General features: G+C 34.7%; 27 protein-coding genes and 1 other annotated feature. Of the genes, 22 read left to right on the forward strand and 5 right to left on the reverse strand.

Features of this window, described 5'->3' with window-relative positions; translation table 11 throughout:
• Positions 1-28 precede the first annotated feature (28 nt).
• The 13 genes from zapA to srtB all read left to right on the forward strand — a co-directional run bounded on the left by zapA (position 29) and on the right by srtB (position 15,104).
• Positions 29-298: a cell division protein ZapA gene (zapA, locus tag AC0OM3_RS00845; protein WP_000082701.1), complete on the forward strand. Its 270-nt coding sequence runs from the start codon at positions 29-31 to the stop codon at positions 296-298.
• A 1-nt stretch (position 299) separates the two neighbouring features.
• Positions 300-839, forward strand: coding sequence for a CvpA family protein (locus AC0OM3_RS00850; RefSeq protein ID WP_000565412.1), 540 nt, complete (start codon positions 300-302; stop codon positions 837-839).
• Between the two features lie 55 nt (positions 840-894).
• On the forward strand, positions 895-2,613 hold the full coding sequence (gene polX / locus AC0OM3_RS00855) for a DNA polymerase/3'-5' exonuclease PolX (protein WP_000867512.1): 1,719 nt from the start codon (positions 895-897) through the stop codon (positions 2,611-2,613).
• A gap of 19 nt (positions 2,614-2,632) precedes the next feature.
• Positions 2,633-4,993, forward strand: a complete 2,361-nt coding sequence (locus tag AC0OM3_RS00860; RefSeq protein WP_000893712.1) for an endonuclease MutS2 — start codon at positions 2,633-2,635, stop codon at positions 4,991-4,993.
• Between the two features lie 195 nt (positions 4,994-5,188).
• Positions 5,189-5,878 carry a 23S rRNA pseudouridine(2604) synthase RluF gene (locus tag AC0OM3_RS00865; RefSeq protein WP_089148236.1) on the forward strand — a complete coding sequence of 230 codons (690 nt, stop codon included), beginning with the start codon at positions 5,189-5,191 and terminating at the stop codon, positions 5,876-5,878.
• Positions 5,879-5,986: 108 nt separating this feature from the next.
• Positions 5,987-6,242 (forward strand) — a binding site (T-box leader).
• 115 nt (positions 6,243-6,357) lie between these two features.
• Positions 6,358-7,683, forward strand: a complete 1,326-nt coding sequence (brnQ6, locus tag AC0OM3_RS00870; protein WP_000842650.1) for a branched-chain amino acid transport system II carrier protein BrnQ6 — start codon at positions 6,358-6,360, stop codon at positions 7,681-7,683.
• 489 nt (positions 7,684-8,172) lie between these two features.
• Positions 8,173-8,886 carry a heme uptake protein IsdC gene (gene isdC, locus AC0OM3_RS00875; RefSeq protein ID WP_474210992.1) on the forward strand — a complete coding sequence of 238 codons (714 nt, stop codon included), beginning with the start codon at positions 8,173-8,175 and terminating at the stop codon, positions 8,884-8,886.
• A gap of 23 nt (positions 8,887-8,909) precedes the next feature.
• A complete protein-coding gene (locus tag AC0OM3_RS00880; RefSeq protein ID WP_474210993.1) occupies positions 8,910-9,368 on the forward strand; it encodes an NEAT domain-containing protein in 459 nt (152 codons plus the stop codon).
• A 24-nt stretch (positions 9,369-9,392) separates the two neighbouring features.
• Positions 9,393-11,585, forward strand: a complete 2,193-nt coding sequence (locus tag AC0OM3_RS00885; RefSeq protein ID WP_474210994.1) for an NEAT domain-containing protein — start codon at positions 9,393-9,395, stop codon at positions 11,583-11,585.
• 69 nt (positions 11,586-11,654) lie between these two features.
• The gene (isdE, locus tag AC0OM3_RS00890; protein WP_002164197.1) at positions 11,655-12,536 is read left to right on the forward strand and encodes a heme ABC transporter substrate-binding protein IsdE; all 882 of its coding nucleotides are present in this window, start codon (positions 11,655-11,657) and stop codon (positions 12,534-12,536) included.
• Between the two features lie 27 nt (positions 12,537-12,563).
• A complete protein-coding gene (locus AC0OM3_RS00895) occupies positions 12,564-13,547 on the forward strand; it encodes a FecCD family ABC transporter permease (protein ID WP_001036834.1) in 984 nt (327 codons plus the stop codon).
• The gene (locus AC0OM3_RS00900) at positions 13,537-14,307 is read left to right on the forward strand and encodes an ABC transporter ATP-binding protein (RefSeq protein ID WP_000403761.1); all 771 of its coding nucleotides are present in this window, start codon (positions 13,537-13,539) and stop codon (positions 14,305-14,307) included. The genes AC0OM3_RS00895 and AC0OM3_RS00900 overlap by 11 nt, the downstream gene beginning before the upstream one ends.
• A 32-nt stretch (positions 14,308-14,339) precedes the next feature.
• Positions 14,340-15,104, forward strand: a complete 765-nt coding sequence (gene srtB / locus AC0OM3_RS00905; protein ID WP_001086122.1) for a class B sortase — start codon at positions 14,340-14,342, stop codon at positions 15,102-15,104.
• Positions 15,105-15,176: 72 nt separating this feature from the next.
• On the opposite strand, the gene isdG is transcribed toward srtB, so the two are convergent.
• Entirely contained in the window at positions 15,177-15,500 is a 324-nt protein-coding gene (isdG, locus tag AC0OM3_RS00910; protein ID WP_000587818.1) for a heme oxygenase, read from the reverse strand.
• 346 nt (positions 15,501-15,846) lie between these two features.
• Between isdG and AC0OM3_RS00915 the strand changes: the two genes are divergently transcribed.
• Both AC0OM3_RS00915 and AC0OM3_RS00920 read left to right on the forward strand, forming a co-directional pair.
• The gene (locus AC0OM3_RS00915) at positions 15,847-17,637 is read left to right on the forward strand and encodes a cation:proton antiporter (RefSeq protein WP_474210995.1); all 1,791 of its coding nucleotides are present in this window, start codon (positions 15,847-15,849) and stop codon (positions 17,635-17,637) included.
• Between the two features lie 89 nt (positions 17,638-17,726).
• Positions 17,727-18,926: a class I SAM-dependent rRNA methyltransferase gene (locus tag AC0OM3_RS00920; RefSeq protein WP_001255969.1), complete on the forward strand. Its 1,200-nt coding sequence runs from the start codon at positions 17,727-17,729 to the stop codon at positions 18,924-18,926.
• Positions 18,927-18,964: 38 nt separating this feature from the next.
• On the opposite strand, the gene AC0OM3_RS00925 is transcribed toward AC0OM3_RS00920, so the two are convergent.
• Positions 18,965-19,159, reverse strand: coding sequence for a YwbE family protein (locus AC0OM3_RS00925; protein WP_001014310.1), 195 nt, complete (start codon positions 19,157-19,159; stop codon positions 18,965-18,967).
• A complete protein-coding gene (locus AC0OM3_RS00930) occupies positions 19,160-19,333 on the reverse strand; it encodes a hypothetical protein (protein WP_001293578.1) in 174 nt (57 codons plus the stop codon).
• A 168-nt stretch (positions 19,334-19,501) separates the two neighbouring features.
• Between AC0OM3_RS00930 and AC0OM3_RS00935 the strand changes: the two genes are divergently transcribed.
• The 7 genes from AC0OM3_RS00935 to AC0OM3_RS00965 all read left to right on the forward strand — a co-directional run bounded on the left by AC0OM3_RS00935 (position 19,502) and on the right by AC0OM3_RS00965 (position 24,703).
• On the forward strand, positions 19,502-20,194 hold the full coding sequence (locus AC0OM3_RS00935) for a response regulator transcription factor (RefSeq protein ID WP_089148239.1): 693 nt from the start codon (positions 19,502-19,504) through the stop codon (positions 20,192-20,194).
• A 1-nt stretch (position 20,195) separates the two neighbouring features.
• On the forward strand, positions 20,196-21,131 hold the full coding sequence (locus AC0OM3_RS00940) for a HAMP domain-containing histidine kinase (protein ID WP_089148240.1): 936 nt from the start codon (positions 20,196-20,198) through the stop codon (positions 21,129-21,131).
• A gap of 126 nt (positions 21,132-21,257) precedes the next feature.
• Positions 21,258-22,181: an ABC transporter ATP-binding protein gene (locus AC0OM3_RS00945; protein ID WP_000221091.1), complete on the forward strand. Its 924-nt coding sequence runs from the start codon at positions 21,258-21,260 to the stop codon at positions 22,179-22,181.
• On the forward strand, positions 22,174-22,335 hold the full coding sequence (locus AC0OM3_RS00950) for a hypothetical protein (protein ID WP_000931778.1): 162 nt from the start codon (positions 22,174-22,176) through the stop codon (positions 22,333-22,335). Before AC0OM3_RS00945 ends, AC0OM3_RS00950 begins: the two co-directional genes overlap by 8 nt.
• Before the next feature lie 34 nt (positions 22,336-22,369).
• Positions 22,370-23,074, forward strand: a complete 705-nt coding sequence (locus tag AC0OM3_RS00955; protein ID WP_000475557.1) for an ABC transporter permease — start codon at positions 22,370-22,372, stop codon at positions 23,072-23,074.
• A 37-nt stretch (positions 23,075-23,111) separates the two neighbouring features.
• A complete protein-coding gene (locus AC0OM3_RS00960; protein ID WP_000720986.1) occupies positions 23,112-23,981 on the forward strand; it encodes a DUF4097 family beta strand repeat-containing protein in 870 nt (289 codons plus the stop codon).
• Between the two features lie 26 nt (positions 23,982-24,007).
• A complete protein-coding gene (locus AC0OM3_RS00965; RefSeq protein ID WP_000902930.1) occupies positions 24,008-24,703 on the forward strand; it encodes an ABC transporter permease in 696 nt (231 codons plus the stop codon).
• A 63-nt stretch (positions 24,704-24,766) separates the two neighbouring features.
• On the opposite strand, the gene AC0OM3_RS00970 is transcribed toward AC0OM3_RS00965, so the two are convergent.
• Positions 24,767-25,099 (reverse strand): YfjL-like protein, encoded by a 333-nt coding sequence (locus AC0OM3_RS00970; protein ID WP_001093310.1) that lies wholly within the window; start codon positions 25,097-25,099, stop codon positions 24,767-24,769.
• Between the two features lie 137 nt (positions 25,100-25,236).
• On the reverse strand, positions 25,237-25,740 hold the full coding sequence (locus tag AC0OM3_RS00975; RefSeq protein WP_000285030.1) for a DinB family protein: 504 nt from the start codon (positions 25,738-25,740) through the stop codon (positions 25,237-25,239).
• Between the last annotated feature and the right edge of the window lie 64 nt (positions 25,741-25,804).

Genomic DNA, 25,804 nt, shown 5'->3' on the forward strand with positions numbered 1-25,804 from the left:
ATTCTGTACGTGATTGGAGGCCGGTGAGTTGTCACAACAAAAGGGAAAGAAAAGTCGAATTAATGTAGAAATCTATGGTCAGCAATATTCAGTTGTTGGCGATGAAAGTACAAGTCATATCCGCATGGTAGCAGCGATTGTGGATGATAAAATGCGCGAACTCAATGCCAAGAATCCTTCGCTTGACACGAGTAGACTAGCGGTATTGACGGCGGTAAACGTCATACACGATTACATAAAATTAAAAGAAGAACATGAGAAATTGAAAGAAAGTATGACAAAAAAAGGAATGGAATAACATGATTGATATTATTATCATTTTACTGCTTGTTATGGGATTTTTCCTCGGCTTACGCAGAGGGTTTATTCTGCAACTTGTAAAGTTAACAAGCTTTATTATCGCATACCTTGTTGCATACTGGTACTGTAAAGATTTAGCGCCAGCACTTGCGAAATTTATTCCGTATCCATTTGATAAAAACGTATCTGTTCCAGAATGGATTGATGCAAATAATATTGAGACAGTATTTTATCAAGCGCTTGCGTTTATCATATTGTTTATTATTACAAAAATAGCACTTTCATTACTTGGTAATTTGTTAAATATGTTTGCAGAAATACCGGTTTTAAAGCAAGTAAATGCGTTTGCCGGGGCAATCCTCGGATTTTTAGAAGTATATATTGTTTTGTTTGTCTTAATTATCATTGGAAACATTCTTCCGATTGAACAAGTACAAACACCATTACAAAAATCATCAATTAGCAAAATAATTGTAGACGATACACCGATTCTATCTGAAAAGGTGAAGGAACTATGGCAGACAGGTAGCAGAGTATAACTTCTCTTTTTTCGGAAAGAGAAGTTTTTTTCTATGAAAGAAAGGCGGGGTAATGATGAAAGTAAATAAAAAACAAGTTATCAAATTATTAGAGACAATCGGGCTTTTTATGGAACTAAAAGGCGCGAATCCATTTAAAATATCTGCATTTCGTAAAGCGGCAGCAGCATTAGAAAGTGACGATCGTAGTCTTTCTGAAATTGAAGATTTCACGAAGATTCCGGGCATCGGAAAAGGAACAGCAGCAGTTATTCAAGAATATATAGAATCGGGAACATCTGAAGTATTACAAGAACTTGAAAAAGAAGTACCAAGTAGCTTATTGCCGTTATTAAAACTACCAGGTCTTGGTGGTAAAAAGGTGGCTAAGTTATATAAAGAGCTAGGCGTTATTGATATGGAGACGTTAAAAGCTGCTTGTGAGGAAAATAAAGTACAAGCTTTAGCTGGTTTCGGTAAGAAGACAGAAGAGAAAATATTAGAAGCAATCGATCAAGTAGGCTCTCGTCCAGAGCGTTTACCAATTGCGATGGTATTGCCTATTGCCGGGGAAATAGAGGAGAAATTGTCGAATATTGCTGAAGTAATTCGTTTCTCTCGCGCTGGTAGTTTGCGCCGCGCGAGAGAAACAGTGAAAGATTTAGATTTTATCATTGCAACGACAGAACCAGCAGCGGTACGTGAGCATTTACTACAATTCGATAATATGATTGAGGTAATCGCAAGTGGGGATACGAAAGTTTCTGTTCGTCTTCAATATGAATATGATATTTCAATCGATTTCCGCTTAGTAAAACCAGAAGAGTTTATTACAACACTTCACCATTTTACAGGATCAAAAGACCATAACGTAAAAATGCGTCAAATCGCAAAAGATAAAGGCGAGAAAATTAGTGAGTACGGTGTAGAGAACTTAGAAACAGGTGAAGTGAAAACATTTGAGACTGAAGAAGACTTCTTTGCTCATTTCGGTCTGCCATTTATTCCGCCAGAAGTGCGTGAAGATGGAAAAGAAATTGAATTAATTAAAGAGTATCCGAACTTAATTCAGTTTTCCGATATACAAGGTGATTTACATATGCATACAACTTGGAGTGACGGTGCTTTTTCTATTGAAGAAATGGTACAAGCGTGCCGTGCTCGTGGATATAAGTTTATGGCGATTACTGATCACTCGCAATACTTAAAAGTAGCGAATGGTTTAACGAAAGAGCGTCTTCGTGAGCAAGCAAAAGAAATTGAACGTATGAATGAAAAGTATCCAGACATTACAATTTTACGCGGAATTGAAATGGACATTTTACCAGATGCCTCGCTTGATTTTGATGATGAAGTATTAGAAGAATTAGACTATGTCATTGGAGCGATTCACTCTAGCTTCTCACAAGACCGTGAAACGATTATGAAGCGTCTACGTACTGCACTTGAGAATAAACATGTTACAATGATTGCCCATCCGACAGGACGTCTTCTCGGGCGTCGTGAGGGTTATGATGTAGATACAGATTTATTAATTGAACTCGCAAAAGAAACAAATACAGTTTTAGAATTAAATGCGAATCCGAACCGTCTAGATTTAAGTGCGAAATTATTAAAACAAGCACAAGATGCTGGTGTGAAAGTAGCGATTAATACGGATGCTCATACGCTTGAAATGTTAGAAGATATGGAAACAGGTGTAGCAGCAGCACGTAAAGGTTGGATTCAAAAAGATAACGTGATTAACACGTGGGATATTGAACGTTTATTAGACTATATTAAACGTAATAAGTAACACAAGGGGGACCTGCAACATGTTAGAAAGAACGTTGCGTGTATTAGAATACAATAAAGTAAAAGAACAATTACTTGAACATACAGCATCTTCACTTGGTCGTGACAAAGTGAAGCATTTAGTGCCGAGCACTGATTTTGAAGAAATTGTAGAAATGCAAGATACAACGGATGAAGCTGCGAAAGTTATTCGTTTAAAAGGTAGTGCACCCTTAGGTGGTATTACAGATATTCGCTCCAATGTGAAGCGTGCAAAAATTGGGAGTATGTTAAGTCCAAATGAATTACTTGATATTGCGAATACGATGTATGGTAGTCGTAATATGAAACGTTTCATTGAAGATATGGCTGATAACGGTGTCGAGCTTCCGATTTTAGAAACTCACGTCGCTCAAATTGTATCTTTATATGATTTAGAAAAGAAAATTACAAATTGTATCGGTGACGGCGGTGAAGTAGTCGATAGCGCAAGTGATAAACTGCGTGGTATTCGTACTCAAATTCGTACGGCGGAAAGCCGTATTCGTGAAAAGTTAGAAAATATGACGCGCTCTTCAAACGCACAAAAGATGCTGTCTGACTCGATTGTAACGATTCGTAACGAACGTTACGTAATCCCAGTAAAACAAGAATACCGCGGCGTATATGGCGGTATTGTTCACGATCAATCAGCTTCTGGACAAACGTTATTTATTGAACCGCAAGTCATTGTAGAATTAAATAACGCGCTTCAAGAAGCACGTGTGAAAGAAAAACAAGAAATCGAACGCATCTTATTGATGTTAACAGAAGAAGTGGCAGTAGAAGCCGATATCGTTTTATCTAACGTAGAAGTAGTTGCGAATCTTGATTTCATCTTTGCGAAAGCTTTTTATGCGAAGCGTATTAAAGCAACAAAACCAATCGTAAACAATGAGCGTTATATGGATTTAAGACAAGCACGCCATCCGCTCATTGATCCAGAAATTATCGTGCCAAATAACATTATGTTAGGTAAAGATTTCACGACAATTGTTATTACAGGACCGAATACAGGTGGTAAAACAGTTACGCTGAAAACAGTTGGTATTTGTGTATTAATGGCGCAATCTGGTCTTCACATTCCAGTAATGGATGAGTCAGAGATTTGTGTATTTAAAAATATATTTGCTGATATCGGTGATGAGCAATCGATTGAACAAAGTTTAAGTACGTTCTCCTCACATATGGTGAACATTGTTGATATTTTGGAAAAAGCTGATTTTGAAAGCTTAGTTTTATTCGATGAATTAGGTGCTGGAACAGACCCACAAGAAGGTGCTGCACTAGCAATTTCGATTTTAGATGAAGTATGTAATCGCGGTGCTCGCGTTGTTGCAACGACGCATTATCCAGAATTAAAAGCATACGGATACAACCGTGAGCAAGTTATTAATGCGAGCGTTGAGTTTGATGTAAATACATTAAGCCCAACGTATAAATTATTAATCGGTGTACCAGGACGTAGTAATGCCTTCGAAATTTCGAAACGCCTTGGGCTATCTGATCGCGTGATTGATCAAGCTCGTAATCACATTAGTACAGATACGAATAAAATTGAAAATATGATTGCGAAGTTAGAAGAAAGTCAAAAGAACGCAGAGCGTGACTGGAACGAAGCAGAAGCACTTCGCAAGCAATCTGAAAAACTTCATCGCGATTTACAACGTCAAATCATTGAATTTAACGAAGATCGTGATGAACGATTATTAAAAGCGCAAAAAGAAGGGGAAGAAAAAGTCGAAGCTGCAAAGAAAGAAGCGGAAGGCATTATTCAAGAACTTCGTCAATTGCGTAAAGCACAACTTGCAAACGTGAAAGATCACGAGCTAATTGAAGCGAAGAGCCGTCTAGAAGGTGCAGCGCCAGAGCTTGTGAAGAAACAAAAAGTAAACGTGAAAAACACTGCGCCGAAACAACAGTTACGCGCAGGTGATGAAGTAAAAGTATTAACATTCGGTCAAAAAGGTCAACTACTTGAAAAAGTAAGCGATACAGAGTGGAGCGTACAAATCGGTATTCTGAAGATGAAAGTAAAAGAATCTAATATGGAATACATTAACACACCGAAGCAAACAGAGAAAAAAGCAGTTGCAACGGTAAAAGGTAGAGACTATCACGTTTCATTAGAACTTGACCTTCGTGGTGAACGATTTGAAAATGCAATGGCGCGCGTTGAGAAATACTTAGATGATGCCCAGCTTGCAAGCTATCCTCGCGTATCAATTATTCACGGTAAGGGGACAGGAGCACTTCGCCAAGGTGTACAAGATTACTTGAAGAAGCATCGCGGCGTGAAAACCTTCCGTTACGGTGACATGGGCGAGGGAGGCCTAGGCGTAACAGTTGTCGAATTAAAATAGAAAACAACGAAACAAAGGGGAAACCATTATATGTTTATGGACAAACTTGCAAAAGTATTGTTAGCTTGTTGCGGAATATTTTTGGTGATTGGGGTTATTTATTTAGTTGTTTTTGCGAAGTGAAAAAGCGTCAATCGTGGCATAATGATATTGCCATAGATTGACGCTTTTAATATATATGAAAAGGAATAGAACATGAAAATCAACCAATACATAAGCGAAGCAAAATCATGCTCCAGACGTGAAACAGATCGCCTCATTAAAGCTGGACGCGTGGCTATTAACGGCGAAATATGTACGCACGGTACACTTGTGAGCGATGGTGATAGGGTAACGATTGATGGGAAAGTTATTGTAAAAGAAGAGAAAGAAAAGGTGTACATCGCCTTCCATAAACCAGTCGGGATTACTTGTACAGCAGCCGATCATATTGAAGATAATATAATTGATTATATCAATTACCCAGAGCGAATCTTTCCAGTTGGACGATTAGATAAAGCATCGGAAGGACTTATTTTATTAACGAATGACGGCGCGATTGCGAATCGAATTTTACATGGTGATCATGAGCACGAGAAGGAATATGTTGTCACAGTCGATAAACCTTTTACGGACTGGTTTATTGATGAGATGTCCAGCGGTGTAAAGATTAAAGATGGAATGACGAAGCCGTGCAAAGTGACAAGAGTCGATCAATCAACATTTCGTATCGTTTTAACGCAAGGAATGAACAGGCAAATTCGTAGAATGAGTCGTGCTTTCGGATTTACTGTAATAAAGCTAAAGCGAGTACGCATTATGAATATAGAGCTAAATGAGCTTAAAGTTGGAAAGTGGCGGAGCGTTACAGCTGAAGAGTTAGAAATTTTAATAGGGCAGTTATAGGGAGGGAAAATTTTCTTCCTATATTTTTTTGTCAGAAAAAATAAAACTATTGATTTTTTAAAAAATAGCCCATATAATAAAAAACAACAAGTTTCGACAAGATATTTTATAAAAGTAATGATGAGGACATGAGTTGTATTTTACGATTCTCAGAGAGGGAAGCCTTAGGCTGTGAGCTTCCTAATACGAAAAGACAAGCTTACCACCTCTAAACTTCAAGAGTGAACTGCATACATGATGCATTGTAATTCTTGGCGGATAAAACCGTTATCAATTTACACGAGCTATAAAATGAGCTTATTTCGTTATAAATTCATTTTATTAGAATAAGGGTGGAACCACGATTTCAACACTCGTCCCTTTGTTAGGGACGGGTGTTTTTTGCGTTCTTTTACGGGGAAGTATGCTTGAAAGAGGATATGTAACGGATTTTAATTCAGAATATTTTGTTAATTTATCATTTTAGGAGGTTAGTAGAAATGAAATCATCTTTAAAGTTTTCAGAGATGTTTGCAATAAGTTTAATGTTATTTGCACTGTTTTTTGGTGCAGGTAATATGATTTTTCCACCAGCGTTAGGGCAAGGTGCTGGAACGGACGTATGGATCGCGCTGTTTGGTTTTATCGTAACAGGCGTTGGACTACCTTTATTAGGAGTAATTGTTATAGCTTTAAAGGGAGATATTAATGAGCTAGCAGGACGTGTACATCCTATATTCGCACTTGTTTTTATCACTGCAATTTATTTATGTTTAGGCGTATTCGTAAGTGTGCCGCGTACAGGAACAGTAGCTTATGAGATGAGTGTTGCACCGTTTTTACCAAGTGAGATAGCTGGTCAGTCATATCCACTTGTTATCTTTACACTTATTTTCTTTGCAGTCACTTTCTATTTAGCTTTAAATCCTTCGAAATTAGTGGGTCGTATTGGTAAGGTGCTAACTCCAATATTATTAGCTGTTATTGCAATTATCGTAGGTAAAGCACTTATTACACCAATTGGAGAATTTGGTGCACCGACAGAAGCGTATAGTGCTCCTCTCTTCAAAGGATTTATTGATGGATATTTAACTTTAGATGGACTTGCAGCACTGGTATTCGGAAATGTTGTAATTCATGCGTTAAAAGAAAAAGGCATTACAAATAAAAACAGTATTGCAAAAGTAACAATCTTTGCAGGATTTATTGCAGCGCTTGGTCTACTACTTGTGTATTTAGCACTTGCTTATCTTGGAGCTTCTAGTGTGTCACTTGGAATGGGCGCAAACGGAGGAATTATTTTAACAAATGTCGTGAATCATTTATTTGGTAGCTACGGAACTTTATTACTAGGGATCGCAATTACAGCAGCATGTTTAACAACTTCTGTAGGTATTGTTGCAGCTTGTGGTGATTACTTCTCTTCCTTATTACCAAAGCTTTCTTATCAAAAAGTCGTTTTCATTTTCTGTGTATTAGCATTTATGGTAGCAAACCTTGGGTTAACTCAGTTAAATGCATTAGCGTTACCAATCTTAATCGCAATTTATCCAATTGGAATCGTACTTATCGTATTATCACTTGTTGAAAACTACGTTCGTCTTCCATTAGCGATGTATGTGGGCGGGATTGTAGGAGCATTTGCAATAAGTTTCTTTGATGGATTACACAATGCAAACCTTCAAATTGCAGCGCTAGCACCTATTTTAGATAAGATTCCATTATATAGTGTAGGAATTGGTTGGTTAGTTCCAGGGATAATCGGTATAGGATTTGGTTATATAGTTTCTAAGTTTCAAAAGCAGGAAATTGCTGTAGAGAAATAGAGAAAAGAGACTTTCTATTATAGAAAGTCTCTTTTTTTGTAAAAAAAGCCGCATATAGAGAAATTCAGATATTAAAAATTTTATACGTAATATAGTTGACAAAAAATTTATGAGTAGGCTAAGATTGACTTAGTTGTGGAAATATTGGAAGGGAAGTGAGGGAAAAGGGGTTTCTATAACTATAGTGTTGTTATGGGAAGAGGTGAAAGAAGAGGAGAAGAGATAGTTTATTTTTTTTGATTCGCATTGAGAATGATAATCAATAAATACGTTTTATAATTTTTTCTCAGTTTCTATGCCTTCGTATAAGGAATAGGGTGAGATATTATTTTTAATATTAAATGAGAATGATAATCAATAATACTTATGTTACATAAAAGAATGCTAATTAAATAATAGGTAGAAGAGATTATTTTTTTCTTATAAATTGAGAATAATTATCATTTTCAAAAAGTGAAATGAAAGATAACCAAGGAGGAAACAAGAAAAATGAAAAAGGTTTCTGTATTACCCGCTTTTATTATAACGTTCGTATGTATGCTAGCTTTTCTTGTAATGCCATACGGGAATGCTTCAGCAAAACTAGCTGATGGTACTTACGATATTAATTACGTAATTCAAAAAGCGGAAAATGATTCAGCTTCAATGGCAAATGACTATTTTGAAAAGCCGGCAAAATTAATAGTGAAAAACGGTGAGATGAGAGTACAAGTTCCGATGAATCATAGTGCTTGGATTACAGAATTTAAAGCACCAGAGAATGGGAATTTTGTTGATGCGAAAGTTGTTAGTAAAGATGAATCGGCAGATAAAAGAACAGTAGAGTTTAAAGTAGATGATTTATCCAAACCGGCAGCTGTAAAAATTCATGTTGTTGTACCAAATGCAAACTATGACCACCACTACACAATTCGTTTTGCTTTTGATGCAAATGTAAAAGCTGTAGGTGGCGATAACGGCGTAGCTGCTACAACAAAAAATAATGATCAAGCGAAAACACATACACAAGTAAAAGAAGAGAAAACAAAAGTAGAGAGTAAGGAAACAGCTAAAGAAGTGAACAAAGAAACAAAAAATGAAAATGGAAAAGCTGAAAAAACAGATAACCCAAAAACAGGCGATGAAGCACGTATTGGATTGTTTGTAGCGTTAATTCTTATTTCAGGTGCTTTCTTAATTCGTAAAGTGAAGTTGAGTAAATAAATCTTTTGAAGGGTGATGAATATATGTTTAAACAATTTAAAATGATTATTGCCGTATTTGCTGTTTTATTTACGTTTATCGCAACACTAGGTTTACAAGATGCAAAAGCTGCTACAAAACTAGCTGATGGAAAATATAATATTGCTTTTACTGTATGGAAAGGCGATAAAGATGAATCGTCTAGAATGAATAGTTATTTTGAAAACCCAGCAACATTAACAGTTAAAAATGGAAAACAATATGTTTCATTTAAAGTGAAAGATAGTGCTTCTATTAAAAGTTTCCAAGTAGAAAAAGATGGTCAATTTGTAGAAACAAACGTGTTAAGTGAAAACAAAAAAGATAATACTAGAGTAGTAGAATTTGAAGTTGCTGACTTGTCAAAAAAACTAAATGGAAAGGTGAAAATTAATATTCCAATTATTAATTATAATGCTTCATATGATATTCGCTTTGTATTTGATGGGAGCAGTATTAAATAATTTTCAAAAGGGAGAGTCGTTCCATTGAACAGGTATACAAAAATTATTGTTGCTATGTTTTTAATGATATTTACATTCGTATCAACATTACAACCACTTGCAGTTCAAGCAGCTACCAAGTTGGCTGACGGTGAATATTCAATTGGCTTTAAAGTTTTAAAAGATACATCAGATGAAGAATCGATGATGAATCAATATTCAGTAAGCCCAGGGACTTTAAAAGTGAAGGATGGGAAAAAGAAAGTATCCTTTACATTAACAAATAGTTCATGGATTACGAAGTTTGAAACAGAAAAAGCAGGTAAGCTAGTTGCGACAAATGTAATTAGTGAAAATAAAGAAAAAGATACAAGAGTAGTAGAATTTGATGTAGAAGATGTAGAGAAGGTATTAAATGCAAAAGTAAAAGTAGATATTGATTTTTTAAATTATCATCATGAGTACGACGTTCGTATTGCATTTGATCAAAATAGTATTACACCAATTCATGTGGAACAACCAAATGAAAAAGAGGACCCAGCTAATAAGCCAGATCCAAATGAAAAACCGGATCCAGGTCAGAAGCCCGACCAAAAGCCTGACCCAGATCAACAACCAAATTCTAACACAATTACAGATGGTGCGTACAGCATTCCATTTAAAGTGTTAAAAGATCAAACAGATGAAGAATCTAAGATGAATACTTACATGGTAAATCCAGGAGTATTAAAAGTAGAAAACGGTAAGAAAAAAGCAATTGTAACATTGAAAAGTAGCTCATTAATTAAAAATTTCCAAACGGAAAAAGATGGCACATTTGTTGATGCAAAAGTAGTAAGTGAGAATAAGGAAAAAGATACAAGAGTAGTAGAGTTTGAAGTAAACGATTTATCTGAAAAACTAAATACAAAAGTATTTATCGAAATGGCATCAAGAAATTATAAGCAAACGCATGATGTACAACTTTTATTTGAACAAGATAAACTTGAACAAATTAAAAATGAAGAGAAACAACCAGAAGTAGAAAAACCAGAAGCAGAAAAACCAGAAGTAGAAAAACCAGAAACAGAAAAACCAGATGAAAATAAAAAAACAGATGCTGAGACAATTAAAGATGGTGAATACAGCATCAATTTCAAAGCATTAAAAGATCAAACAGACGAAATTTCAATGATGAACACATATACAAAAAGTCCAGGTGTGCTAAAAGTAAAAGATGGTAAGAAGTATGTATCATTTACGTTAACGAACAGTTCTTGGATTACAAAATTTGAATTTGAGAAAAATGGTTCGTTTGTTGATGCAAATGTAATAAGTGAAGATAAAAAAGCTGATTCACGCGTAGTGGAAGTAGAAGTACCAGATTTATCGAAAAAGTTAAATGCAAAAGTAAAAGTAGATATCGATTCAATGAATTATCACCATTTTTACGATATTCAATTTGCATTTGATAAAGGTAGCATTAAGCCGTTAGATAACCAAGGCGGAAACGACAACCAAGGTGGAAACGACAACCAAGGCGGGAATGACAACCAAGGCGGGAATGACAACCAAGGTGGAAACAACAACCAAGATGAAAATAATAAACCGAGAGTAATAGTTGATCCGAAAAATTTAGTAGATGGCCAATATGATATTACATTTAAAGTATTAAAAGATAAAACAGATGAGATTTCAAAGATGCATGACTATGTTGTAAATCCAGCGAAATTAATCGTAAAAGATGGTAAAAAATATATTGAGATGACGCTGAAAAATAGTGCGTGGATTACGAAATTCCAAACGGAAAACAATGAACTATTCGCTGATGCGAAAGTAGTAAGCGAAGATAAAAATGCAAATACACGAGTAGTACAGTTTGAAGTAGAAGATCTATTTAAAAAATTAAACGCAAAAGTAAAGGTAGACATCGATGAGATGAACTACCATCATTTCTACGATGTGCAAATTCAATTTGATACAAATAATATCGGCGCGTTAGGAACTCTTAAAGAGGAACCGAAAAATGAACCGAAAAATCCAGTGACTACACCGAAAGTAGATAATGTAAAAACAGTAGGTACTCCTGATTTTAACCGAAATGCAGATGGTCAGAAGAAAAAAGAAGATACAAAAAATGATTCAAAAAAAGAGAAAAACTCAAAAACTGCAGATACAGCACAACTTGGTTTATACATGGTGTTACTGCTAGGTTCACTTGCTTTACTAGTTCGTAAATATAGAGCAGGTAGATTGTAATTTTTGGAGTCTTGATGCATATTCGCGTGCATCAAGACTTGTTTCATATTGTATGGAAAGGAGTTGTGATTGAGAGTGAAGAAAATTGTAAGTGTACTAATGGCTATCATTTTGTTAATGAGTATAGCCGGGTGCTCATCACCAAAAAAAGAATCAGCAAAGCAGGTAAAGAGTGAAAGTAAAGAGCGCGTCGTTGCAACAACAGTGGCTGTTACTGAAATTATGGATGCGTTAGAAGTAGATTTAGTCGGCGTTCCAACAAGTTCTAAAACTTTACCGAAGCGATATAAAGGTTTACCTGAAGTTGGGAATCCAATGAGTCCAGATATGGAAAAGGTAAAGTCATTAAAGCCTTCAGAAGTGTTATCTGTGACAACACTTGAATATGAATTAAAGCCAGTTTTTGATGGTGTGGGTATGAAAGCAAACTTTTTAGATTTAACGAGTTTGAAAAATATGCAAAGTTCTATTAGCGATTTAGGTAAGAAATATGGGCGTGAAAAACAGGCCGAAGCAGTAGTAACTAAATTAGATAAAAAGGTTTCTAGCATTCAAAAAGAAGTAAAAGGAAAGAAAGAACCGACAGTGCTTATTTTATTAGGTGTGCCTGGAAGTTATTTAGTAGCAACAGAGCATTCTTATATTGGAGATTTAGTGAAACAACTAGGTGGTAAAAATATTGTGCAAGGTGAACAAGTAGAATATTTAGCTTCTAATACAGAGTATTTAAAGAAAGCTGATCCAGATATTATTTTACGAGCAGCTCATGGTATGCCTGATGAAGTTGTAAAAATGTTTGATAAAGAATTTAAAACAAATGATATTTGGAAACACTTTGCTGCGGTTAAAAATAACCGTGTTTACGATTTAGAAGAGCGTTTATTTGGAACGACAGGCAATTTAGCAGCAATTGAAGCGTTAGATGAATTGAAAAAAATGATGTATCCGTGATGCATTTTAGTATAAAGGAAGAGTAGAATGAATAAAAAAACTTGGAGTTTCCTCATTGTTACTGCATTGCTTATTGTTATGACATCATTGTCAGCGATGAAAGGGAGTTTAGAAGTAGGTATTGTTGAACTTGTACAAGGGATATTTACAGGTGGAAATGAAGATGTTGAAGTCATTAAAGATTTACGTTTTCCGCGTATTATTATTGCGTTGTTCACTGGAGCGGCTCTTGCTGTTTCAGGTGTGCTTTTTCAAGCTGTTATGAAAAATCCACTCGCCGATGCTGGGGTAATCGGTATATCTTCAGGAGCTAGTTTTATGACACTTATTATTATTACGTTGTTCCCGCAATTCTTTTTCTGGACACCCGTATTCGCCTTTTTAGGTGGTGCGCTTGCATGTTATCTCGTTTATTCGTTTTCATGGAAATCAGGATTAAGCCCGCTTCGCATTATTTTAATTGGTATTGCCATTAATGCAATGTTTACTGGGTTAAATGAATCATTCGTTACGATTTGTGGGTATTTTATTAAGAGTATTAAGCAAACGACGACTTCTAACATAACAATGAAGACGTGGGGCGATGTAGAAATAATGGTGACTTATGGAACGGTTGGTCTTATTCTTGCTCTGTTCGTAGGAGCTTGGTGTAACTTATTATCGCTACAAGATAAGACTGCGAAAAACTTAGGCTTGCACGTGACGAGAGTTCGTCTTATTATTTCTGCCATTGCAGTACTCTTAGCGGCAGTATCAACAGCGATTGCAGGTGTTATTGCTTTTGTAGGATTACTAGTTCCACATATTTCAAGACAATTAGTCGGTTCAGACCATAAAGTATTAATTCCATTTTCTGCTCTTGCAGGGGCGTTATTAATTTTGACGGCAGATACGATTGGAAGGTTAATTGTGCCACCTAACGAAATTCCAGCAGCAACAATTATGGCGGTTATTGGTGGTCCATTCTTAATATTCTTGCTTAGAAAGAGTGATAAAGTTCATGGAAATTAAAAATGTAACCTTTTCATACGATAACGTAACAAATCGATTAAAGTCTGTTAGTAGTGAAATAGAAATTGGAAAAATTACAACAATCATTGGACCGAATGGATGTGGGAAATCAACATTACTTAGTGTCATGTCTAGAAACCACGCTCCTAGCAGTGGAGAAGTAATACTTGATGGAAAAGCGATTAGTGAATATAAACCGAAAGAGTTTGCTAGAAAGCTAGCGGTTGTCCATCAACAAAATGAGGCTCCAGCAGATATTACAGTGGAAAAGCTAATAAGCTTCGGGCGTATGCCATATAAAAATATATTCTCTCCGCAAACAGATGAAGATAGAGAAGCGATTGAGCGTGCACTAGTATGTACGAATTTACAAAGTAAGCGTGATAAGCCAATTTATGCTTTATCTGGTGGAGAGAGGCAGCGAGTTTGGATCGCAATGACATTAGCTCAAAATACACCAATGCTCTTCTTAGATGAGCCGACCACATATTTAGATATTTACTATCAGCTAGAAATATTAGAGTTAGTGAAAGAGTTAAATGAAGTTCATGGACTAACGATTGTAATGGTATTACATGATATTAATCAAGCCATTCGTTATAGCGACCATATTATCGTTATGAAAGATGGAGAAATCATTACGAAAGGTAATCCTAATGATGTAATAACAGAAGAAATGGTTAAAGCAATATATGGTGTAGATGTCATTGTAAAGCAGGATGAAGATACCGGATTGTACATGGTACCTATGGGAATCTAAAGGCTGAGCATAATCCGTTTTGAGGTGATAATTTGAATAGTAAGAAAGGACGGAAAAAGAATTCTTTTTTTCAACGCATACTTACAATTGTGTTTTTAGGAATCTTTTTCTATTCAATGTATGAGTTGGGCGGGATTTTCATGGATTATTATGAAAATCGTAAAGTAATGGCTGAGGCACAACATATTTATAAAAGAAGTCCAATGGAAGAAAAATCAGAAGATGGAGAGGTACGTAAACAGTTTCAGGATCTCCAGAAAATTAATCCAGAGATAGTCGGATGGATTACGATGGATGATACACAAATTAATTATCCAATCGTTCAAGCAAAAGATAATGATTACTATTTATTTCGTAATTATAAAGGTGAAGATATGAGAGCGGGAAGCATTTTTATGGACCATCGTAATGATGTGAAATCTCAAAATCGAAATACGATTTTATATGGCCATCGTATGAAAGACGGTTCTATGTTTGGTAGTTTAAAAAAGATGTTGGATGAAGACTTTTTTATGTCTCATCGTAAATTATATTACGATACATTATTTGAAGGATACGACGTGGAAGTTTTTTCAGTATACACGACAACAACGGACTTTTATTACATTGAAACGGATTTTGAAAATGATGCAGCATATACATCGTTCTTAAAGGAAATTCAAGAAAAATCACTGTACAAAACGGATACGGAATTAACGGCTAATGATGAAATCGTAACACTTTCTACTTGTGATTATGCGCTTGATCCAGAGGCTGGGAGGCTAGTTGTACATGCAAAATTAGTAAAAAGAAATTAAAGAAAAAAGTATAGAATATGAGAAGTGATAGATAACGCTTCTCATATTCTATACTTTAAAAAAGGACTGTTTTTACTGTGCTGCGGCCATTGGCATACGTACAACTTTTACATCATAGTAAGCAATTTTATTATCAAGAATATATTCTGGCATTCCGCCTTGATGTGAGTGAGCATCTTTAAATGCAGCGCTCTTTGTCCAACCTTGGAAATCTTCTTTTGCATTCCAGCGAGTGCTAATTGTTACTTCATCATAATCAACTGTATTTTGCGTTAAAAGAACTTCTAGACCTAAAAAGCCTGGCATCGTTTCAACTTTACCTACTTTATTAAAACGCTCAATTAATTTATGTCCATTTCCCTTTGTAATTTTAGCTGTATTTGTAACAATAATCATGTTTATTCCTCCTATAAATGTAGCTATATTTTCAAGAACTCATATACATTAAATGATAATGAAAATCATTATCATTGTCAATGGTAATCTTAGTTTATGATAATATTTTTTATCCCGCTATTTGCCGGTCAGTAAGACCCCCACCTCAAAATTCAGCGAAAGCAAAGAAGTTAGGTGAGGGCTGATTAAAGTTTCCCTTTATGTAAGTACAGTGTTCTTTTTTTGAATGGGTTGACTATATATTTAACTTGGTTATATATTATGTAAATAGAATTGATTGAAAATATATAGAAGCAAAGTATGGTTTATACTTTGCTGTCGCAATACTATGAATAAGGAGGGTATTATGGTTGAATCACTTTTACTTAGTATCGTTATTATTATTACGTTAGGTATTGCTTCACAATGGACTGCATGGCGCTTCCAGCTTCCTGCCATTGTTGTTATGGCAGTTGCTGGATTATTAATTGGTCCAGTTTTCGGTATTATTAATCCAAAAGAGGTGCTTGGAGATGTTTTTAGTCCACTCGTATCACTCTCTGTTGCAATTATATTGTTTGAGGGTAGTTTAAGTTTAGATATACGTGAACTGAGGGGACTATCAAAACCAGTATTTCGTATCGTTACGTTTGGTGCGTTTATCGCGTGGATTGCTGGCTCACTTGCAGCTCATTACGTCGCTGGATTAGATTGGGCGGTTGCATTTATTATTGGAGGACTTTTTATTGTGACAGGTCCAACGGTAATTATTCCGTTGTTACGCCAAGCACGATTAAAACCAAGAACAGCTGCAATTTTAAAATGGGAAGGGATTATTGTTGATCCATTTGGAGTTTTACTTGCTGTATTTGCCTTTCAAATTGTAAATTTCTTAACGAAAGATAATGTACAATTACATACGTTGCTGTATTTCTTTGCAGGTTCATTATTTGCAATGGTGCTCGGTTATGTATTTAGTATTTTTATGAGTTATATGATTTTAAAGGGAAAAGTACCAGAATATTTAAAAGCACCAATTTTGTTAGTTACGGTATTATTATGCTTCGGCATTGCGGATGAAGTGATGCATGAAACAGGTATGCTAGCTGTAACCGTAATGGGGATTACGCTTGCACGGATGAAGAAATATATTTCTTCTATCGGTGATATTCGTCATTTTAACGAAAATATTTCAGTACTACTAACGTCGACTGTTTTTATTATATTAACAGCATCGCTTCCAAGAACAACTATTATGGAGATTTTCAGCTGGCCTATTATAAGTTTTGTACTTATGATGTTGTTTGTTGTACGTCCTTTATCGATTTGGATATCGACAATTGGAACAGAGTTAACAAAAGCAGAACGGGTGCTAGTTGGCTGGATTGCACCGCGAGGTATCGTTGCATTAACGGTTTCAAGTTACTTTGCGACGGAGTTATTACAAGAAGGTTATAAAGACGCTTCTATATTAACGGCACTTACATTTGCACTCGTTATTACGACCGTGTGTGCTCACGGATTTTCAATTGGATTTTTAGCGAAGAAATTAGGATTGGCAAATACGGAGCCACCAGGAATCTTAATTTCAGGTGCGAGTACATTCTCATCTGCTTTTGCATTGCACTGTAAAGAGATGGGTGTTCCGAGCTTAATTGTAGATGTATCTGAAGAACATTTGCAATGTGCAAAGGTGAAAGGGCTTAATACATATAATGGCCAAGTACTCTCTGAACAGTTACAATTTGAAGTTGATATGAATCAGTATGAATACTTAATTGCAGTTACAGATACGGATTCTTATAATGTATTAGTTGCAAATACATACGTACCGCAGTTTGGACATCATAATACATTTTTACTTCCAATCCATGATGTGGAAAAGATTGAACAAGAACGCATTTCTCTTTCAAAAAAAGCTCATTTACTGTTTGGTCAAAATGAAATTTATGAAGAGTTAAATAGAAAAATTGAAGATGGTTATATTTTTAAAACGATACAAGTTGCAGAAGAACAAAAAATTAATAAAGAAGAAAGCGATTCAGAGGATTTAATATTATTTATTCGCCATCGAGATGGTAGTCTTACTTTTTCAACATTGTATAAATATATAGCTGTTATGCCAGGGGATGAGCTAGTTGTACTAGCAAAGCAATAATATGGTATAGTGAAACGGGGCTGTTTTTTCAGGCTCGTTTTTAAATGCTTCCTGTAGAGAAAGCATGCAAATGGAAAGGAAGTTATTATATGCGATCAGAAGTAACTGTAAAAATAAAACCGAAATTTATAAAAGAAATTAAAAGTGGATATCCGCTTATTTTAAAAGATGCGATTCAAAATTTAAATGATGTTCGTGAAGAAGGAACAATCATCAAAGTAGTAGATGAGAAGAACAACTTTGTCGGAAAAGGTTATTATGGAAAACAAAATAAAGGATATGGCTGGATTTTAACGAGAAAAGAGAGTGAACAAATTAATCAATCTTTCTTTGAAAGTAAAATCAAATCTGCCTTACATAAACGAAAGCAATTTTACAAATCAAGTGATACGACAGCATTCCGTGTGGTGAATGGTGAAGGTGATGGTCTTGGAGGACTAATTATCGATTATTATGGTGGCTACTACGTAGTAAGTTGGTATAGTGAAGGGATTTACACTTTCAGAGATGAGATTATAGCTGCTCTTCAAAAAGTAGCAAACTTTAAAGGTATTTATGAGAAAAAGCGTTTTGATACGAAAGGGAAATATATTGAGGGTGATGATTTCGTAGCAGGAGAGCGCGGCGAGTTCCCACTTATCGTAAAAGAGAACGGTGTAAACTTTGCGGTTTATTTAAATGATGGGGCAATGGTTGGGGTATTTTTAGATCAACGTAACGTTCGAAAACAAATTCGTGATAAATATGCAAAGGGAAGAACAGTGTTAAATATGTTCTCTTATACAGGTGCTTTCTCTGTATTTGCAGCGCTTGGCGGAGCGAGTAAAACGACGAGTGTTGACCTTGCAAATCGTAGTTTAAGTAAAACGATTGAGCAGTTTAGTGTAAATGAAGTTGATTATGAAGCGCAAGATATTATTGTAGAAGATGTATTTCTTTACTTCAAATATGCAGCGAAGAAAAAAATGAAATTTGATATGGTCGTACTTGATCCTCCAAGCTTTGCACGCTCAAAAAAATATACATTTAGTGCAGCGAAAGATTATAAAAACTTATTAAAAGAAACAATTGCCATTACAGAAAATAACGGAATTATCGTTGCTTCTACAAATTGTAGCGCATTCGATATGAAAAAGTTTAAAGGCTTTATCGATACAGCATTTAAAGAAATGAATGGCAAATATAAAATATTAGAAGAACATTCTTTACCAGAAGATTTCCGTACCATTGATCAATTTAAAGAAGGAGACTACTTAAAAGTAGTTTTCATCGAGAAAATTAAAGGTTAATAAAGAAAAGGAGCTCGAGTTTACTTGAGCTCCTTTTCTTATTGAACGATATTTTGTACTCTACCGACTTGCCCGTCCTGCAATCGTACTTTAATGCCATGCGGATGGGAAGGGGAGTTTGTTAAAATATCTTTTACAATTCCACGTGTTAATTTGCCTGTTCGTTGATCTTGTTTTAATACAATATCAACTTCAAGACCGGGCGCGATATTAGAACGTTTTTGTCCGTTCATTTACACACCTGTACGTCTACGTTGGTTGTTTGTTTTCTTTGTTTGTTGGTTTTGCAATTTTTTCGTTTCTTGGCTTTGATTTTTTGCATTTTGACCATTTCCATTTCCTTGCTTTTTCTTTGCAAGTTGTTCGCGCATTAAATCAGCTAAGCTTACTTTTTTGTTTTCTGACATGATAAGTCTCCTTTATATAAAGTTAATTATGAACAATCATAGTGAATTTCATCATATCATTGTTAAGGAAGGAAGGGAAGTTGGTTTGAAAATTCATATATTTGTTTCAAGTCTGTAGTAGTTAGGATACAATTGAGTTGTTAACGTTTGTAAAAAGGGGATAGACATATGTCACATCATATTTTATTAGTTGAAGATGATATCTCAATTCAAGAGATGGTGGAAAAGTATTTGATAAAAGAGGGCTTTCAAGTAACAATTGCGTCTGATGGAGAAGAAGGCGTGAACACATATTTAAAAGGTTCATTTGATTTGATTATCCTCGACATTATGATGCCAAAGCTAGATGGCTTAGAGGTTGTACGAATTATTCGAGAAAAAAGTGCTGTTCCGATTTTAATGATGTCGGCAAAAGATACAGATGTTGATAAAGCTGTTGGATTAGGACTTGGAGCAGATGATTACATTTGTAAGCCATTTTCTATGATTGAATTAGCTGCACGTGTAAAGGCAGGTATTCGAAGATCTACGAAATATTCGACTACAGAAGAAACAGAAAAGATGATTCAAATTGGCGATTTAACAATCGATCCAATTAATTTTACCGTAGAAAAAAACGGGAAGTCTCTCAAACTTACTTTAAAAGAATTTGAGATTTTAAAACTGTTCGTAAAGAATCAAAATCGTGTATTTACAAAATCGCAAATATATACGTTAGTTTGGAACGAAGAGTATTATGGAGATGATAACGTTATTAATGTTCATATGAGGAGATTGCGTGAGAAAATCGAAAGTGATCCATCTAATCCAGAATATATTAAAACGTTATGGGGCATCGGCTATAAGTTGGAAGTGATGTAATATGGTCAATTTGTTAATAAGTATTATTTTTATATTGTTATGTGTCATTTACATACAATATAAAATGAGAAAAAATAGTAGTAAAAATTTACGATACACATATGAAAAGTTGGAAAGTATTGTAAATGTACAAACAGGCGAGAAGTTACTCGTTATGACAGATGATCTAGAATTGCAAAAATTATTAGTGGCAATTAATCAATTATTAGATGCAAAACAGAAAACGAATGCAGATCATGCAAAAGTAGAAATTTCGATGAGAAAAATGCTTTCAAATATTTCACATGATTTAAAGACGCCGCTAACAGTTATTCTTGGATATACAGAAATGTTAAATAAGGATAAAACGATGAATAAAGAAGAACAGCAAATATTACTTGAAAAGGTGCATGTGAAAACACTAGAAGTAATGGAACTGATTCATAAGTTTTTTGATTTAGCAAAACTAGAATCTGGTGACAAGGCAATCGAGATGACAAAAGTAAATATGAATGAAGTTTGTCGTGAGAAGATTTTATCTTTTTATGATTTAGTGACGGCGAAAGGGTTTCAAGTTCATATTGATATACCAGAAAGAAATATATATGCACTTGGAAATGTAGAAGTATTAGGTAGGGTATTGAACAATTTAATATCAAATGCAATTACATATGGAGACGATGGAAAGATACTGGGTATGACGTTAAGAGATGATGAAACGAATGTGTATATAGACGTATGGGATAAAGGAAAAGGGATTGATGAATCTCATATTGATAAAGTGTTTGAGCGTATGTACACACTTGAAGATTCGAGAAATAGATTGTACCAAGGAAGCGGTTTAGGGTTAACGATTACGAAAAGACTGGTGGAAGCGATGGATGGAAAAATTCATCTTTCTAGTAAGCCGTATGAAAAAACAATTTTTACAGTTGCATTAAAAAAGATGCAGTTTTAGCTTGTAGAGAAGTAGATTCTACAAGCTTTTTTTTCAGCGTAAGGAATTTGTAAGAAACGGGTAAGAAAAAAGAGATTTCCGTTGTCTATTATAAAAATATAAAGTAGTGCGAAAGGGGAAAGTGACATGACCTATATATTAAAAACGAATCAGTTAACGAAAGTGTTTAAAGGGAAAGAAGTTATTTCTAGCGTTAACATGCATGTGAAAAAAGGAGAGATATACGGTTTCTTAGGACCGAATGGTGCTGGTAAAACAACGATTATGAAAATGATTACAAATTTAATAAAACCGACGAGCGGTGAGATTGAAATTTTCGGTGAGAAGTTAACAGACACATCTTATGAAGTATTAAAAAGAATGGGGACAATTATTGAATATCCAATCTTTTATGATAAATTAACGGCGAAAGAAAACTTAGAATTACATTGTGAATATATGGGCTATTACGATAAAAATGAAATTGACCATGCATTACATTTAGTGAAACTGCAAGGGATAGATAATAAAAAAGTAAAAGATTTTTCATTGGGAATGAAACAACGACTTGGTATTGCAAGGGCAATCGTAACAAAACCAGAATTGCTCATTTTAGATGAACCAATTAACGGTTTAGATCCAATTGGTATTAAAGAGTTACGAGACTTATTTAAAATGCTCTGCAAAGAATATGGCATTACATTATTAGTTTCTAGTCATATTTTAGGTGAGATGGAACTAATGGCGGATACAATTGGTGTAATTCAAAATGGAAAACTAATAAAAGAAGTTTCAATGAAGAGTATTAACGGAAAACAAACAGAGTACATTGAAATTACTGTTCCTGATGTGAAGCGTGCAGCTTATATTTTAGAAGATAAACTTGCCATAAAAAATTATAAAATAATGAGCGGAAATATGATTCGTGTGTATGATACGGCAGTGTCTCAGCAAGCCATTTCAAAAGCACTTATTATGAACGATGTGGAAATTGAAAGTATTAATAAGAAACATAGTTCCTTAGAAGAATATTTCTTAAATGTAATGGATGGAGAAGGCATTCATGCTTAATGGATTGTTAGTAAATCTAGTAAGTGGATTGGTCGTAATGTTCATAAGTGGGATTTTATATTATAGGAAACCAGGGCGGAAATGGTTGTTAATTCTACTAATGATAGGAATGTTAAGCTTCGTTACTGCTGGAATTAGAATGTTAGCAGCGTAGAGACAGGTATATAAAGAATGGAGGCGTGGTTTATATGTTTAAATTAATGAAGCTCGAATGGAAGAAACATCAATTATCTAGTTACTTTAAAAGTGTAGCAATTTGTATTATAGCAATTTTCGCTGTAGTAAGCCTTATGGCATGGGGAATGAAAGCCGAGGGAGACGTACTCTTCTTTGACTTCACACAGAATATGGCTTTAGTAAATATTTTTATTAGGATAACATTCATTATTTTTAGTTCGGTCATTTTATCACGTTTAGTAATTGATGAGTATAAGAATAAAACGATACAACTATCATTTATGTATCCGCTTCAAAGGAAAATGCTAATGAGTGCGAAATTAACAATTGTTTTTTGTTTTTGTTTTGTGAGCACGATTATCGCGACTTTCATTATTAGTTTGCTCGTATATTTTGTGAGTCCAATGATGGGACTGATTGAAACACCTGCTACGATAGGTGAAATAATAGCTATCGTTCCAGGTACTTTTATAAGTGCATTTATGATATCTGGTATAAGTTTAATTCCTTTATTTTTTGGAATGAGAAAGAAATCGACACCGACAACGATTACTTCGGCAGTAATAATTGGCATGCTGATTAGTGGTAACTATGGTCCTGGAAACGGTCAAGTAAGTATGTTTGATTTTATAGCTATCCCAATCGTGCTCTGTTTATTAGGAATTTTCATTAGTTATCTATCGTTTCGTAAAATCGACAAGATCGATGTGGCGTGAAGCAAGCCTAAAACAACAACGAACTGGGGTATGACTGGTGAAAAAAATAATAGTAATTGCAATATTATTCATTACAATTGCTAGTGCGGTTTTTGGTTTTAAGATATTTCAGGGGAAGGATTTTAAGAAAGAAAAGTCTTTTGAGATAAATAATATAAAAGAAATAGAAGTAGACAATGAAAACTGGGATATTGAATTTAAAAGTACAGACGCTAATAAAATAGTAATTTCCGCTCAAGGTGAACAAGTAGATAAAGAGATAGATCCCGTCAAGATAGAAAATGAAGAAAATAAAATTGTGATTAAGCAAAAACAAAAGGCAGCCAAATTTTTTAATGGTTTTACGTTTAGAAAGAAAAATAGTATATGTATAGCTATTCCGAAGAAAGAGATAGATAAAATTGTATTAAATAATAAATCGGGTGATGTGAAAATAAACGATATAGTAGTAAAAAGCATTGTGACAAAAGGGAAATCTGGGGATGGAATGATTGTAGGACTATCAGCGGAGAAAGGTGAATTCATATCGCAAAGTGGAGAGGTAGTTGTAAAAGATAGTTCAGTACAAGAATTAAATATAAAGTCTGCGACTGGTGATAACTATATAACAAATGTAAGTAACTCAAATATGAACATCACTTCAACATCTGGGGAAGTCTTACTGAAAGATATGACAGAAGGAAAATCATTATTTGTAGAAACAAAATCAGGGGATATTGGCGTACGGTATAAAGGTGTCCCGGCATCATTGAAGCTTATGGCTAAAAGTAATTCGGCTGACGTAATAGTGGATTTAAAAGGACTTAAGAAAGATAAAAATACAGAAAAAATAAAAGTAGGAACGATTGGTGATGCAAAAAATGAAGCGAAGATTTTAAGTGAAACAGGAGTCATTTATATTGATTAAATCTTAGGAGGAAGGAGGACACTATCATGCTACATTTAATGAAGCTAGAATTGAAAAAGTTTAAGCTTGGTTGGTACGTGAAGAGAGCAATTATTGCAAATGTTGTTATACTGGCATTAATGATCTTTGTGAGCATCATCGCTCAAGTAGAAGGTGATGCAGAAATAAGGAATCCAGAGACGATATTGTTAATGGCTAGCACAATAGTAAGAGCAACGTTTATTATTTTTGGTAGTGTATTAATCGCAAGGTTAATAATTGGCGAATATAAAAACAAAACAATACTACTTATGTTTTCTTATCCTATTAACCGAAAGGAAATGATGGCTAGTAAGTTGACTATTACAGCGATAGTAACATTTATAACAGTTATTGTATCTAACATTTTAGTAGTAGGAGTTTTCTTTGGGATAGATAGTTATTTTTCAATTCTTCCTAATTCATTCACAGTAGATCAATTGATGCAAGAAGGAATAAAACTAGTTCCTTTAGCCATTGCAACTGCGGGAATGAGTTTAATCCCATTATATTTCGGAATGCGTAAACGTTCCGTGCCAACTACAATTGTTTCATCTCTTATCGTTGTCTCAATTGCAATGAATGGCAACCCAGCGTTTTCTATAGCAACTTTTCTTCCCCTTCAACTAGCATTGGCGACAATTGGAGTTGTGATTGCATATTACGGCATTAAAAATATAGAGAAGGAAGATATAACTGTATGATAAGAATATGTGAAAAAGAGTTGGCGTTACACCAACTCTTTTTTGTATATGTACGCTTCGTTACTACTCTATAAATTTAGAGTGTGTGCTTAAATACTTTTGCACTTCTGGAGAAATGTTAAAGTTATTAGGATTTTTATATTCGATAGTAAACTCGCCGTCGGTACTTGTTTCAAAGGAGATTGCATAGCTATTCATTTTAGCATCGTAAGAAGTATTTTTGACTTCTGCATTTAGGTTAAAATATTTTGTAATATACTCTTTTGATTCCGTAATTGCTGCTTGTTTTCCCCAAGGGGTACCATAATAGGTGAAATAAAGAGATACACTAATAACTCCAATAAGAGAAGTTAGTAAAATAGTTCCCATAACTATTTTTTTATTTTTTGTATTCAATTTGGTTACTCCTCTTCATAATATGTATTTATTTTAACCTATCTTTTCCATAAAACAATCATTTAGTAAAAAATAGTTTCACATGAAACAAGTTACAGAAAAAGACCAGATGTGTAAACACCTTGTCTTTTTTGTTGTTACATTTTAGGAGCTTCCATTCCAGCCGCAGCCCATTCTTCTTTTGAAGGACCATATATGCCAGGGACTGTTAAGGCAGCTTGTCGCATTAAAACTGTCATTTGCCCGCGGTGATGATTTTGATGATTAATAAGTGTCATTAAAAATATAGAATTCGGCATAGGACGACCAAAGAAGTCGTTAATAGTAGCTAAGTCTTTATCAGTCCATTTATTTTGAAGTGTTTCAACGAAAGCCGCGTTCACTTTACGGTATTCATCTGCAATTGTTTTTGCAGAAGTTGGAACAGGATAATCTTTTGTTTCTCCTTCAAACTTTAGCCCTGTGCCAGATAGTATAACAGGAATTGCCGTCACGATATGCCAAGCAACCCTGCCTAACGTCCAGTGCCCAGGTGCGATTTCTTGTGACAAAGATTCATCTGTTAATGCATCGAGCATCTTTTGAGTAGACTCAGCCTCGTATGTCCATGATTGCAAGAAGCCTTTAAGTGTTTGATACATTGTTATCCCCCCTAGTTATGTTCATAGGTTAAATTCGTGAAAAAAAGATAGTTTCCTTTAGGCT

The sequence above is a fragment of the Bacillus sp. FAU20 genome (genome assembly GCF_056033865.1).

What these genes read in the sequence shown, in the direction of transcription:
- AC0OM3_RS00925 (WP_001014310.1), bottom strand. Translation starts at nt 19,159, where the DNA reads ATGAACGGACAAAAACGTTCTAATATCGCGCCCGGTCTTGAAGTTGAT.
- AC0OM3_RS00965 (WP_000902930.1), top strand. Translation starts at nt 24,008, where the DNA reads ATGCTACATTTAATGAAGCTAGAATTGAAAAAGTTTAAGCTTGGTTGG.
- AC0OM3_RS00930 (WP_001293578.1), bottom strand. Translation starts at nt 19,333, where the DNA reads ATGTCAGAAAACAAAAAAGTAAGCTTAGCTGATTTAATGCGCGAACAA.
- AC0OM3_RS00945 (WP_000221091.1), top strand. Translation starts at nt 21,258, where the DNA reads ATGACCTATATATTAAAAACGAATCAGTTAACGAAAGTGTTTAAAGGG.
- AC0OM3_RS00900 (WP_000403761.1), top strand. Translation starts at nt 13,537, where the DNA reads ATGGAAATTAAAAATGTAACCTTTTCATACGATAACGTAACAAATCGA.
- AC0OM3_RS00895 (WP_001036834.1), top strand. Translation starts at nt 12,564, where the DNA reads ATGAATAAAAAAACTTGGAGTTTCCTCATTGTTACTGCATTGCTTATT.
- AC0OM3_RS00920 (WP_001255969.1), top strand. Translation starts at nt 17,727, where the DNA reads ATGCGATCAGAAGTAACTGTAAAAATAAAACCGAAATTTATAAAAGAA.
- AC0OM3_RS00935 (WP_089148239.1), top strand. Translation starts at nt 19,502, where the DNA reads ATGTCACATCATATTTTATTAGTTGAAGATGATATCTCAATTCAAGAG.
- AC0OM3_RS00955 (WP_000475557.1), top strand. Translation starts at nt 22,370, where the DNA reads ATGTTTAAATTAATGAAGCTCGAATGGAAGAAACATCAATTATCTAGT.
- AC0OM3_RS00865 (WP_089148236.1), top strand. Translation starts at nt 5,189, where the DNA reads ATGAAAATCAACCAATACATAAGCGAAGCAAAATCATGCTCCAGACGT.
- AC0OM3_RS00950 (WP_000931778.1), top strand. Translation starts at nt 22,174, where the DNA reads ATGCTTAATGGATTGTTAGTAAATCTAGTAAGTGGATTGGTCGTAATG.
- polX (WP_000867512.1), top strand. Translation starts at nt 895, where the DNA reads ATGAAAGTAAATAAAAAACAAGTTATCAAATTATTAGAGACAATCGGG.
- isdG (WP_000587818.1), bottom strand. Translation starts at nt 15,500, where the DNA reads ATGATTATTGTTACAAATACAGCTAAAATTACAAAGGGAAATGGACAT.
- brnQ6 (WP_000842650.1), top strand. Translation starts at nt 6,358, where the DNA reads ATGAAATCATCTTTAAAGTTTTCAGAGATGTTTGCAATAAGTTTAATG.
- AC0OM3_RS00975 (WP_000285030.1), bottom strand. Translation starts at nt 25,740, where the DNA reads ATGTATCAAACACTTAAAGGCTTCTTGCAATCATGGACATACGAGGCT.
- AC0OM3_RS00915 (WP_474210995.1), top strand. Translation starts at nt 15,847, where the DNA reads ATGGTTGAATCACTTTTACTTAGTATCGTTATTATTATTACGTTAGGT.
- AC0OM3_RS00850 (WP_000565412.1), top strand. Translation starts at nt 300, where the DNA reads ATGATTGATATTATTATCATTTTACTGCTTGTTATGGGATTTTTCCTC.
- AC0OM3_RS00940 (WP_089148240.1), top strand. Translation starts at nt 20,196, where the DNA reads ATGGTCAATTTGTTAATAAGTATTATTTTTATATTGTTATGTGTCATT.
- AC0OM3_RS00880 (WP_474210993.1), top strand. Translation starts at nt 8,910, where the DNA reads ATGTTTAAACAATTTAAAATGATTATTGCCGTATTTGCTGTTTTATTT.
- AC0OM3_RS00860 (WP_000893712.1), top strand. Translation starts at nt 2,633, where the DNA reads ATGTTAGAAAGAACGTTGCGTGTATTAGAATACAATAAAGTAAAAGAA.
- isdC (WP_474210992.1), top strand. Translation starts at nt 8,173, where the DNA reads ATGAAAAAGGTTTCTGTATTACCCGCTTTTATTATAACGTTCGTATGT.